Origin of the sequence: Labrys sp. KB_33_2, from assembly GCF_052114505.1 — a bacterium.
Taxonomy (GTDB): domain Bacteria; phylum Pseudomonadota; class Alphaproteobacteria; order Rhizobiales; family Labraceae; genus Labrys.
In genome coordinates this window covers 365,356-377,439 of record NZ_JBFREW010000004.1, presented here as the reverse complement: position 1 = coordinate 377,439, position 12,084 = coordinate 365,356, and the positions used below count along the sequence as shown (strand labels likewise).

The 12,084-nt window shown below is 64.7% G+C and carries 11 protein-coding genes; 8 read left to right on the top strand and 3 right to left on the bottom strand.

All coding sequences use genetic code 11. The features are described 5' to 3' along the window. The first annotated feature begins 103 nt into the window (after positions 1-103). From AB4037_RS10120 to AB4037_RS10090, 7 genes are all read left to right on the top strand, one after another. Positions 104-1,054 carry an ABC transporter permease gene (locus AB4037_RS10120; protein WP_434954910.1) on the top strand — a complete coding sequence of 317 codons (951 nt, stop codon included), beginning with the start codon at positions 104-106 and terminating at the stop codon, positions 1,052-1,054. A gap of 9 nt (positions 1,055-1,063) precedes the next feature. Then, entirely contained in the window at positions 1,064-1,897 is an 834-nt protein-coding gene (locus tag AB4037_RS10115; RefSeq protein ID WP_322434950.1) for an ABC transporter permease, read from the top strand. A gap of 10 nt (positions 1,898-1,907) precedes the next feature. After that, positions 1,908-3,533, top strand: a complete 1,626-nt coding sequence (locus AB4037_RS10110; RefSeq protein WP_434954911.1) for an ABC transporter ATP-binding protein — start codon at positions 1,908-1,910, stop codon at positions 3,531-3,533. Between the two features lie 70 nt (positions 3,534-3,603). After that, a complete protein-coding gene (locus tag AB4037_RS10105) occupies positions 3,604-5,604 on the top strand; it encodes a CocE/NonD family hydrolase (RefSeq protein ID WP_441771421.1) in 2,001 nt (666 codons plus the stop codon). 70 nt (positions 5,605-5,674) lie between these two features. Next, positions 5,675-6,025, top strand: a complete 351-nt coding sequence (gene fdxA, locus AB4037_RS10100) for a ferredoxin FdxA (RefSeq protein WP_441771420.1) — start codon at positions 5,675-5,677, stop codon at positions 6,023-6,025. Between the two features lie 147 nt (positions 6,026-6,172). After that, positions 6,173-6,511 carry a ferredoxin FdxA gene (gene fdxA, locus AB4037_RS10095; protein WP_105865397.1) on the top strand — a complete coding sequence of 113 codons (339 nt, stop codon included), beginning with the start codon at positions 6,173-6,175 and terminating at the stop codon, positions 6,509-6,511. A gap of 517 nt (positions 6,512-7,028) precedes the next feature. Continuing rightward, a complete protein-coding gene (locus AB4037_RS10090; RefSeq protein ID WP_367624859.1) occupies positions 7,029-7,619 on the top strand; it encodes a CarD family transcriptional regulator in 591 nt (196 codons plus the stop codon). Between the two features lie 154 nt (positions 7,620-7,773). Here AB4037_RS10090 and AB4037_RS10085 read toward each other — a convergent pair whose 3' ends face one another. After that, positions 7,774-8,979 (bottom strand): MFS transporter, encoded by a 1,206-nt coding sequence (locus AB4037_RS10085; protein ID WP_441771419.1) that lies wholly within the window; start codon positions 8,977-8,979, stop codon positions 7,774-7,776. A gap of 167 nt (positions 8,980-9,146) precedes the next feature. Between AB4037_RS10085 and AB4037_RS10080 the strand changes: the two genes are divergently transcribed. Beyond that, on the top strand, positions 9,147-10,058 hold the full coding sequence (locus AB4037_RS10080) for a LysR family transcriptional regulator (protein ID WP_434954915.1): 912 nt from the start codon (positions 9,147-9,149) through the stop codon (positions 10,056-10,058). Positions 10,059-10,074: 16 nt separating this feature from the next. Here AB4037_RS10080 and prmC read toward each other — a convergent pair whose 3' ends face one another. Together prmC and prfA are read right to left on the bottom strand one after the other, a co-directional pair. Continuing rightward, positions 10,075-10,941, bottom strand: coding sequence for a peptide chain release factor N(5)-glutamine methyltransferase (gene prmC, locus AB4037_RS10075; protein WP_434954916.1), 867 nt, complete (start codon positions 10,939-10,941; stop codon positions 10,075-10,077). Between the two features lie 34 nt (positions 10,942-10,975). Then, a complete protein-coding gene (prfA, locus tag AB4037_RS10070; protein WP_434954917.1) occupies positions 10,976-12,055 on the bottom strand; it encodes a peptide chain release factor 1 in 1,080 nt (359 codons plus the stop codon). Positions 12,056-12,084 lie beyond the last annotated feature (29 nt).

The window sequence follows — 12,084 nt, the reverse complement described above, 5'->3', positions numbered from 1 at the left end:
AGGCGCCTCGCTCTTCTCCTTTCATATTGCAGAAGGCCGGGCGCATGCGGGGGGAACTGCTACGTGCCCGGTCTCCGTCGGCAACAGGTCGAAAGGGCACATTGTGGGACGTCTTATTGGTTGGCGCATCGTCCAGGGGCTGGTGACGCTCTTCGCCATCTCGCTCATTCTGTTTATTCTAACCCTCAATTTGCAGGGCAATGCGGCGGACGCCGTGCTCGGCCAGGCGGCCACGGCAGAAACCAAGGCCGCCTTCGAACGCAGCATCGGTCTGGATGTGCCGGCCTGGCAGCGTTATCTGAACTGGCTCTGGAACATCGTCGCGCATTTTGATTTTGGTCGCTCCTACACCAACCAGAACGCCATCGTGAACGATCTGTGGCCGCGCTTCACCAATACGATGTTCCTGGCCTGCTACGCGGCCGTGATCGCCGTGCCGCTCGCCGTCATCACCGGCATCACCTGCGCCATCACCGAGGGGCGCTTGGCCGACCGTGCCGCCAACGTGCTGGCACTGATCGCCATCTCGCTGCCGGAATTCTTCATCGGCGGGGTACTGATCCTGCTCTTTGCCGGTTATTGGCGCTGGTTTCCACCGCTGGCGACCGTCAATTCCGACATGGGCTTTTTCTTCCGTCTCTATGTGACCTTCCTGCCGGCGGTGGCGCTGACCTGTCTGGTTACCGCCCATATGATGCGCATGACGCGCAATTCCGTGCTGTCGATCATGTCGACACCCTATGTCGAAATGGGCTTCCTCAAGGGCCTGACGCGGGCCCGTGTCGTCACCAAGCATGCGCTACCCAACGCGGCCTCGCCGATCATCTCGGTGGTCGCATTGAACGTCGCCTATCTGGTGGTCGGCGTGGTCGTCATCGAGAAGGTCTTCACCTATCCGGGTGTCGGCCAATACATGATCGACGCGGTGACCAAGCGCGACGTGCCGGCGATCCTGGCCTGCGGCATCCTGTTTGCAGCGGTGTTCATCATCCTCAATACGATTGCCGACGTGCTGGCGATCATCCTCAATCCGCGTCTGCGGCATCCCCGGTAGGAAAGCAGCATGGTCATTTTCGGACACAAGGCGCCGCTCACTGCCGTCATCGGCTTGTTCATCATCGCGCTCAACGTCGTCGTCGCCATCGCCGGCCCTTGGCTCGCTCCTTATTCGGAGACGCAGACTGTCGGCAAGACCTGGGCGACAATCTCGGCGGCCAACTGGCTGGGGACCGACCAGATCGGGCGTGACATGCTCACCCGCCTGATCTATGGAGCGCGCCTCACCATCGGCATCGCCCTGGTCACCACCATCATGTCCTTCGCCATCGGCATCACGCTCGGCCTGGTGGCGGCCGTGACCGGGCGGTGGATCGACGCTGTGCTCTCGCGCGCCGTCGACATCGTCATGTCGGTGCCGCTGCTGATCTGGGCGCTGATCATCCTGTCGATCTTCGGCCAGACCCTGACCTCCCTGGTGCTGACCATCGCCTTCCTCGACTCCAGCCGCGTCTATCGCCTTGCCCGCGCGCTCGGCATGAACCTCGCCTCGCTGGATTTCGTCGAGGTGGCGAGGCTGCGCGGCGAGGGCATCTGGTGGGTGGTCTGGCGCGAGATCCTGCCCAATGCCGCCGCGCCTTTGATGTCGGAGTTCGGACTGCGCTTCTGCTTCAACTTCCTGTTCATCGCCGCCTTGAGCTTCATCGGTCTCGGCGTTCCCCTGCCCTATGCGGACTGGGGCGGCATGGTGCGCGACAACATCACCAGCCTTAAGCTCGGGCGGGCCGCGGCACTCTATCCCGCCGCCGCCATCGCCCTGCTCACCATCGGCATCAACCTGGTGGTCGATTGGTTCCTGTCGATCGATGCCCGCCCATCCGGCGCGCAAGCGGAAATGTAAGGGGGCTGAGATGGCAGACGACAAAACCTCTTCCGACATGATCCTCGAGCTGGAAAAGCTCCGGGTCGAGACCATCACCGGCCGCGTTCTGGTCGACAATGTTGACGTGACGTTGCGGCGGGGAGAAATCCTCGGCCTCATCGGTGAGTCCGGTGCCGGCAAGTCCACCATCGGCCTGGCGTCGATGGCCTATGCCCGGGCCGGCATGCGCATCACCGGAGGCTCGATCAAGCTCGACGGCACCGAACTGCGCGCCTCCACCGCCGCGCAACGCCGCAATTTCCGCGGCAAGAGCATCGCCTATATCGCCCAGAGTGCCGCCGCTTCCTTCAACCCGGCCATGACGCTGATGGACCAGGTCTGTGAGGCGCCGGTGGTGCATGGCGTGATGACGCGGCCGGAGGCGGAAGCCTATGCCCGCAAGCTCTTTCGCATCCTGCAACTGCCCAATCCCGACACGATCGGCGACCGCTATCCCCACCAGGTCTCGGGCGGCCAGCTCCAGCGCGCCATGGCGGCGATGGCAATGAGCTGCCGGCCCGACGTGATCGTGCTCGACGAGCCGACCACGGCGCTCGACGTCACCACCCAGATCGAGGTGCTGGCGCTGCTGCGCGACCTCATCCGGGAATTCGGCACGGCAGGTCTCTACATCACGCACGACCTTGCCGTGGTGGCCCAGATCGCCCATCGCATCATGGTGCTGCGTCATGGCAAGACCGTCGAGGTCGGCGAGGCCCAGCAGGTGCTGGAGGCGCCGCGGACCGACTATGCCCGTGCGCTGGTGAACGAGCGGCGCGAGGCCGAGCATCTCCAACTCACCGCCCCGGCGGAGGGGGCCGAGCCCGTACTCTCCATGACCAACGTCACCGCTGGCTACGGCCCGGTGGCGATCGTCAAGAACGCCTCCTTCAAGCTCGCAAAAGGCGAGACCCTGGCGGTGGTGGGCGAGTCCGGCTCCGGCAAGAGCACGATTGCGCGTATCGTGGTCGGCCTGCTGCCGCGCTGGGAGGGGGATGTCTCACTCAACGGCAAGACCCTGCCGCCGGCCTTGCCCCAACGCAGCAAGGACATCCTCCGCCGCCTGCAGATGGTGCACCAGATGCCGGACGTGGCGCTCAATCCGCGCCAGAGCCTGGGGCAGATCATCGGGCGCCCGGTGAGCTTCTACTTCAACCGTTCGGCGGGGGACGTGCGCAAGCGGGTGCTCGAACTGCTGCATCAGGTCGGCCTGCCGGAGGAGTTCGCGGACCGTCGGCCCGGACAGCTCTCGGGCGGCCAGAAGCAGCGTGTCTGCATCGCGCGTGCCCTGGCCGCCGAGCCGGAGGTGATCATCTGCGACGAGCCGACCTCCGCGCTCGACCCGCTGGTGGCGGAAGACGTGCTCAAGCTCCTCAAGAAGCTGCAGGACGATCTTGGTCTCGCCTATATGTTTATCACCCACGACCTCGGCACGGTGCGCCGCATCGCCCATCGCACGGCGGTGATGCTCAAGGGCGAGATCATCGCCCAGGGCCCGACGGCCGACATCTTCGCGCCGCCCTTCCACCCCTATACGGAGAAGCTGATCAGCTCCGTGCCGGAGATGGATACCCACTGGCTCGACAACATTCTCGCCAGCCGCAAGGTGGCGTGATCCAATAGTTCGTAGAAAGGGCCGGTCCTCGGACCGGCCCTTTCGTTTGTCTTTCATAAAGTCTTTTCCGATGACCGCGACCCGCACGATCGAACATTTTTTTATCCCACTCGCCGATGGCACCCGGCTCGCAGCCCGCCTCTGGCTGCCCGAGGATGCGGAGGCCAGGCCTGTGCCGGCGGTCCTCGAATATATCCCCTACCGCAAACGTGATGGCACGCGCGGGCGGGACGAGCCGATGCATGGCTGGTTCGCTGCCAATGGCTATGCCGCCATCCGCGTGGACATGAGAGGCAGCGGCGAATCCGACGGCCTGCTCGAGGATGAATATCTGCAACGCGAGCTCGACGATGCCTGCGAGGTGATCGCCTGGCTCGCGGCCCAGCCCTGGTGCTCGGGCGCCGTCGGCATGATGGGCAAGAGCTGGGGCGGTTTCAACTGCCTGCAGGTCGCGGCGCTCAACCCGCCGGCGCTCAAGGCTGTCATCACCGTCTGCTCGACCGACGACCGCTATGCCGACGACATCCATTTTATGGGCGGCACCCTGCTCAACGACAATCTGTGGTGGGGCAGCATCATGCTGGCCTACCAGGCGCGCCCGGCGGATCCGGCGCTGGTCGGCGAGGCCTGGCGGGCGCAATGGCAGCACCGGCTCGAACGTCTGCCTTTCTTCCCGGCGCTCTGGCTCGCCCATCAGAGGCGCGATGCCTATTGGCGGCACGGCTCGATCTGTGAGGATTTCTCGGCCGTGCAATGTCCGGTTTTCGCAGTCGGCGGCTGGGGCGATGCCTACACCAATGCCATTCCGCGCCTGCTGGAGGGCCTGGAGGTGCCCAGGCTCGGCCTGATCGGGCCCTGGGCCCATATCTACCCGCAGGACGGCGTGCCGGGCCCTGCCATCGGCTTCCTGCAGGAGGCGACGCGCTGGTGGGATCACTGGCTGAAGGGCCGGGATCGCGGCATTATGGCCGAGCCGATGATGCGGGCCTTCATCGAGGAATGGACGCCGCCCGGTCACCGCGATCCGGTGCCTGGCCGCTTTGTCGGCGAGATGACCTGGCCTTCGCCGCAGATCACCGCCAAGACCTTCCATCTAGCGCCGGGCACCTTGACGCCCGAGCCCGGCCCGGCCAGCGAGATCGCCTTCGCCTCGCCGGCCTGGACGGGGGCAGCGGCCGGGGAATGGATGGGCACCGGGGTCAGCGGCGAGGAGCCGGCCGATCAGCGGCATGACGATGCCTTCTCCTGCAGCTTCGACGGCGAGGTCCTGACCGAACGGGTCGAATTGCTTGGCGCCCCGGAGATCGAGATCGAGGTCGCCTCCGATAAGCCTCTGGCCCAGCTCTGCGCCCGGCTCTGCGACGTCGCGCCGGATGGATCTTCTCGCCGCATCGCCTATGGCGTGCTCAACCTGACCCATCGCGACAGCCATGCCGACCCCGAGGCGCTGGTGCCCGGCCGCTTCTATCCCATCCGCCTCAAATTGAGCGATTGCGGCTATGCTCTCGCCCCGGGGCATCGCATCCGCCTGGCCTTGTCGACGGCCTACTGGCCGCTGATCTGGCCGGCGCCGGAACCGGTGACGCTGACCCTGCGCTGCCCGGGTCGGCTGAGCATGCCGGTGCGCGAGGCCCGCGCGGACGACTTCGTCGTCGCCTTCGAGCCCGCCCTGAGCGCGGCGCGTACCCCGATGTCCAAGGTCGCCGAAGGGCGGATGGCGCGTACCACCTCGCTCGATCTCCTGACGAACACGGCCACCTATGTCACGGAGGGGGAGGGTGGCCTGTTCGGAGAGGGCGTGCTGCGCTTCGACGAGATCGATACCACGCTCTCCCATAGTCTCCGGCGCGAATTGACCATCAGAGGTGATGATCCACTCAGCGCGCGCTACCACCTCACCGAGAGCTATGAGATGGGGCGCGAGGGCTGGCAGATCCGTATCGAGGTGAAGACCGCGATGCAGGCGACCGCCACCGATTTCATCCTGGAAGGCGAGCTCAAGGCTGTCGCCAACGGTGAGGTGGCAGTCGAGCGCCGCTGGCACGAGAAAATCCTCCGCGATCTCTTGTGACCGCAATTGCGCCTTGGGTACGCCACAACCAGCCGTTCCACTGAGGGCTCCCTCCCGATGGAACGGCGCCATGACCTATGTGGTCACCGAAAACTGCATCAGATGCAAATATATGGATTGCGTGGCCGAGTGCCCGGTGGACTGCTTCCGCGAAGGCGAGACCATGCTCGTCATCGATCCGATGTTGTGCATCGATTGCGGCATCTGCGAACCGGTTTGTCCGGCGGACGCCATCCATTCCGGCGCCGAGCGAGGGCTGGAGGCCTGGGTTGAACTGAACGCGCGCTATGCCTATCTCTGGCCGGAGATCACGATGAAGCGCGAAACCCCAGCGGATGCCAAGCAGTGGGACGGCAGGCCTGGCAAGCTCGCTTTGCTGTCGCCCCAGCCGGGCGCTGGAGATGCAGGACAGGCCGGGTAGAGGACAGGTCCAGTGCCCCGTTTGTGATGAACTGTGTTAAAGCCAGCACCGCGACGAATGGCTGCTCTGTGCTGGTGCGCCTTGAACCGTCGGCGCAGTTCGGCTAGGCAGTTTTAGCAAGATTATAAACTTTCGGGATTTTCTGGCATGACCTACGTGGTCACTGAGAACTGCATCAAGTGCAAATACATGGACTGCGTGGAAGTCTGCCCGGTGGACTGTTTCTACGAGGGTGAGAATTTTCTCGTCATCCATCCCGACGAATGCATCGATTGCGGTGTCTGTGAGCCTGAATGTCCGGCGGATGCCATCAAGGCCGATACCGAAAAGGGCCTGGAGGCCTGGCTTGAGCTGAATGCCAAATTCGCGCAGAGCTGGCCCAATATCACGGTCAAGCGCGACAGTTTCCCCGATTCCAAGGAGTGGGACGGCAAGCCGGACAAGTTGCCGCTGCTCTCTCCGGAACCGGGCCAGGGCGACGCCTGACCGCCAGATCCCGGCCGAATTCGGCAGGGTTCGCCTCCACTGTGCGGGCCGCATGGCTGCCCGTTTTCTGGTCCTCGGCCACAGGTGGCCGTCGGGATGCGCTCGCATGTGCCCGTCGCTTTTTGCATAGCGGCTATTCACAAAAACCGCGTGGTATCAACCTTAACGAGCGCTTTACGCGCCGTTTTTGCGTGTAAAAGCGTTGATTTTTGCCGATTTTTGGTGTATACACACGGGATGGTCAAGAGAGAGACCGAGTTACCCCCGCCGCTGCTCCGCACAGGGGCAATTTTTTTGTGCTCAGCTTCAAGGGACCTCAGTCGGTCGGTGCGGGTAGCGCCGATAGATACATGGAATTTTTGACCGTCCTTCAGTTCGACGTTCCTCGCGGCGGCTCCTTGAAGCTTTGGCCTGGTTTCACTGTCGAATGGTGTTTGCGGCAACAGGCGCGAGCCTGTCCGTGGTTTGGTGCGGCTGCCGGTTCGGCATCCGCCAATGATAGGAGCGTTGAAGCGTCATGACGACAGCGAAAAAGACGTCCACGAAGCAGGGTTTCAAGACGGGCGAGAGCATTGTTTACCCCTCGCATGGCGTCGGCAAGATCGTGTCGATCGACGAGCAGGAAGTAGCCGGTTTCAAGCTTGAGCTGTTCGTGATCTCCTTCTCCAAGGACAAGATGACGCTGCGCGTGCCCACCACCAAGATCGCTTCCGTCGGCATGCGCAAGCTGTCCGAGCCGGCTGTGGTCGCCAAGGCGCTCGAGACGCTCAAGGGCCGTGCCCGCATCAAGCGCACCATGTGGTCGCGCCGTGCGCAGGAATACGAAGCCAAGATCAATTCGGGCGACCTGATCGCCATTGCCGAGGTGGTGCGTGATCTCTATCGCTCCGACGCGCAGCCCGAGCAGTCCTATTCCGAGCGTCAACTCTATGAAGCGGCCCTCGATCGCATGGCGCGCGAGCTCGCCGCCGTGGACGACCTCATCGATTCCGAGGCCGTGAAGGTGATCGAAGCCAACCTCGCCAAGGGCCCCAAGCGTGGCGGTGCCAAGGAAGCCGAGGCAGAGTTCGACGACGCCACCGAAGAGGAGGAGGAGGCCGCCGCCTGAGGCGCTTCCCCATCCATCACAAAAAAACCCCGCTTCGGCGGGGTTTTCTTTTTTCCTGGGATCGCAGGCGTCCTCGCCTGCATCTTCCCATCCTGTGAGCGCTGCCCTTCCAAGAGCAGGCGAGGACGCCTGCGGTCCCAGCAATAACGCCACCTTAGGTCGGGTCGGGGCAGGCTACCGCCGCTGCCCGCTCGCTACCAACGAAGGTGAGTGCGAGGCCGGCAAGGGCCAGCAATCCGCCAGCAATCGGTATGGCTGCATAACCCAGGCCCAGGCTGAGGGTTGCGCTGCCGATGGCGGCACCGAGGGCGTTGCCGAGATTGAAGGCGCCGACATTGATGGAAGAAGCCAGGCCCGGTGCCGCCGAGGCGACCTGCATCACCCGCATCTGCAAGGGCGGCACGATGGCGAAGGCGGCCATGCCCCAGATGACAAGGCCGATTGCGGCGCCCCAATGATTGGTCAGAGCGAGCGGCAGCACCATCATGATCACGCCGAGGGCTGCCAGTGAGAGCCTGGCGGCGCCGTCCAGCGACCAGTCGGCCAGGCGGCCACCCAGCGTATTGCCGAGGGTCAGGCCAATGCCGATCAGGGCAAGGGCGAGGGTGATGAAACTGGCGCCGGCTTGGGTGATCTCGACCAGTACCGAGGTGACATAGGTATAGAGGACGAACATGGCACCTGCACCCATCACGGTGGCCGCCATGGCGGTCAGCACGCTGCGCTGGGCAATGGCGCCGAATTCCCGGCGGATGTCGGGCATGCTGCCGGGTTCCCCTTTCGGGAGAGCCAGGAAGAGCGCCAGGATGGCCGCCAGCCCGAGCAGGGCCGTCGCAGCGAAGGTCTGGCGCCAGCCGATGGCCTGGCCGATCCAGGTGGCCGCCGGCACGCCGCCGATGGCGGCGATGGTCAGGCCCAGGAACATCGCGGCGATAGCGCTGGCTTGGCGTTCCCGTGGCACGATGCTGGCAGCGACGACCGAGCCGAGGCCGAAGAAGGCGCCATGATTGAGGCTGGTGACGATGCGGGCGGCCATGAGCGTCCAGTAGCCGGGTGCGATCGCCGCCAGCAGATTGCCGATGGTGAAGATGCCCATCAGCACCATCAAGGCCGTGCGCTTGTGAAGGCGGGCCAGCAGCAGCGTCATCACCGGTGCGCCAGCCATTACGCCGATGGCATAGGCGCTGATCAACAGGCCGGCGGTCGGAATGTCGACGCTGACGCCTTGCGCAATGTCGCGCAGCATGCCCATGGGCGAGAATTCGGTGGTGCCGATGCCAAAGGCGCCGATGGCCAGCGCCGTCAGCGGCCAGAAGCTGGACGGCGTGCCGGCATTGGCGGTACGTGGTAGTGGGGCCATTGCATCCATTGTCGTTTCTCGACTTTCGATTCCTTGGTTTCCAAGCGGCGACGGCATCAGCGCTGCCGCCTGGGTTCAGGTGGAGGTAGGGCCGCGTCGGGTTCCGGGAAAGGCGCCGGGGATCACCTTATTTATGAAATCGTTTCACGAGTAAGAGCAGGCAGCAGATGGACAACCGCTTTGGCGAGATGCAGGTGTTCCGGCTGGTGGTCGAAACCGGCAGCTATTCGCGTGCCGCCCGGCAGTTGCGCATGACGCCTTCGACGGTGAGCAAGCTGATTGCACGGATCGAGACGCGCCTGGGATTGCGATTGTTCGAGCGTTCGACCCGGCGTCTGTCTCTTACCGGGGAAGGGCGGGCCTATTACGAGCGCGGCGGTGCCGTCATCGACGACTTCGATGCGATCGAGCGGGATTTGAGCGGGCAAGCCGTGACCCCCAGCGGCACCGTGCGCGTGACGGCTTCGCTGGCCTTCGGGGCAATGGCGATCGAGCCGATCCTGCCGGCCTTCTGGCAGGCCTATCCGGAGGTTGCCGTCGACCTGGCGCTTTCGGAAGAAAAGCTCGATCTCTATCAGGAGCATATCGACGTGGCTTTCCGGGTGGGTGCTTTGCCCGACTCGCGTCTGCGGGCACGCCGTATCGGCACCTCGCGACGCCTGATTGTCGCAGCTCCGGCCTATCTCGACCGTCATGGCATGCCGCGATCGGTCGATGACCTCATACGGCACAATTGCCTGGGTTTCAGTTTCCGTCGTGCCGTGCCGGTATGGCCGATTAGTGAGAGCGGCCGCATCGTCGACCGTGCCGTGCGCGCTTCCCTGCTCGCCAACAATGGCGAGACGCTGCGCCGCATGGCCGTCGCCGGTGTGGGTCTGGCGCGCCTTGCCGATTATCACATCCGCGACGAGCTGGCGGCCGGACGCCTCGTCGAGATCCTCGCTGATGCGGTCACGCCTGACGAGGAGGACATGCATGTCCTCTTCTTCGGCGGCGACAACATTCCCCATCGCGTCAGGGTGTTCCTGGATTTTTGCGTGCCGCTGCTGCAACGCTTTCTGCGGGATGGAACTGGTTGAGCGCCTGCTCTAGACGTCAGGCCGGCCAGCGGCCGGCGAGAGCCCGGGCGACGCCACCGAGATCTTTGCGCGCCGGACCGATCATCTCGAAACCGGCTTGACGCATCAGCGCCGCCACGGCGTCCTCCTGGCCGATGCCGAGCTCGAAGACCAGCAGCCCGCCCGGGCGCAGCAGGCGAGGCGCGTCGGCGACAATGGCACGATAGGCGTCGAGGCCGTCCGTGCCACCATCGAGGGCCAGCAGCGGGTCGTGCTGGCGGACCTCGGGTTCCAGCCCGGCAATATCGGCGGAGGGAATATAGGGCGGGTTGGAGACGATGAGGTCGAATTTATCCTCCAGGCCCTCCGTCCAATTCCGGGGCTGGAATTGAGCCCGGTCGGCAACGCCATTGTCGGCGGCATTCAGGGCAGCAACAGCCAGGGCGTCGGCAGAGCGATCGATCCCGATTCCGCTCGCTCGGGGTCTTTCATGGAGCAGGGCAATCAGGATGGCGCCGGTGCCGGTGCCGAGATCGAGCAGACGATAGGCTGCATCCCGCTCGGGCAGCAGGGCAAGGCAGGTTTCGACGATGGTTTCGGTGTCCGGCCTTGGCGACAGGGTGGCAGGGCCGAGGCGGAATTCCAGGCTCCAGAACGCGCGGCTCCCCAGGATGCGGTCCACCGGCTCCCCGGCCAGGCGCCGGGCGCGGAAGGCGTAGGCTTTCGCAGCGGCCTCGGCCGTTATCGGGCTGTCGGGTGAGAGCGTGATCGCGGTCGCCGGCAGGCCTGCGGCCTCGGCGACCAGCCACCGCGCGTCGAGCTCGGGCGTGGCAAGGCTCGCTGTGCGGAAGTCGGTCAGGATCTCCCGATAGAGGCCGCCGAGCGTGGTCATGGAAGCGCCCATGCGCGTCGTTTGCCGTGCAGACCAAGCTTGTCTCTCACGCCCGAGCCTCGCTGGCGGCGAGAAGCCGGGCCTGGTTTTCGGTCACCAGCGCGTCGATCACCTCGTGGAGGGCATCCCCGGTGATGATCTGATCGAGCTTGTAGAGGGTGAGGCCGATGCGATGATCGGTGAGCCGCCCCTGCGGGAAATTATAGGTGCGGATACGTTCGGAACGGTCACCCGAGCCGACCTGGTCGCGCCGGTCGGCCGCACGGGCGCTGTCGACCCGCTCGCGCTCGGCCTCGTAGAGTCGAGCCCGCAGCATCGCCATGGCCTGCGCCCGGTTCTTGTGCTGGGAGCGTTCAGCTTGTACCGCGACGGCGATGCCGGTGGGCAGATGGGTGATGCGCACGGCACTGTCGGTGGTGTTGACGTGCTGGCCGCCGGCGCCGGACGCCCTGAAGACGTCGACTTTGAGGTCCTTCTCCTCGATGGCGATATCCACCTCTTCGGCTTCGGGCAACACGGCGACCGTGGCGGCGGAGGTGTGGATACGTCCGCCTGCCTCCGTCACCGGTACACGCTGCACGCGATGCACGCCGGATTCGAATTTCAGCTTGGCGAAGACGCCCTTGCCCCTGACTGCCACGGCGACGTCCTTGTAGCCGCCCATGGTGCCTTCGGATTCGGTCAGGATCTCGGTCTTCCAGCCCTGGAGATCGGCATAGCGCATATACATGCGCAGGAGGTCGCCGGCGAAAAGCGAGGCCTCGTCGCCCCCGGTGCCGGCGCGCACTTCCAGGATGGCCGATTTTTCGTCGGCGGCGTCCTTGGGCAGCAGCGACAGCTTGATCGCGGTCTCCAACTCGCCGAGCCGTTCGAGCAGCGACTTGCGTTCCTCCTCCGCCATCTCGGCCATCTCGCCGGCCATGGCCGGTTCGGCAATGATGACTTCGACGCCTTTCAGTTCTTCCTGGGCACCCTGCCATTCGCGAATGATTGCCGCGACGGGATCGAGTTCGGAGAGTTCGCGAGCCAAGGCCACATAGGACTCGGCATCCGGGCCGGAGGCGAGCTCCGCCTCGACGAAATCGCGGCGGCGAAGCAAGGCATCAAGGCGGTCGAGGGGTAGCATCTATTCATCCTGGGGGCGCGGACGTCCTC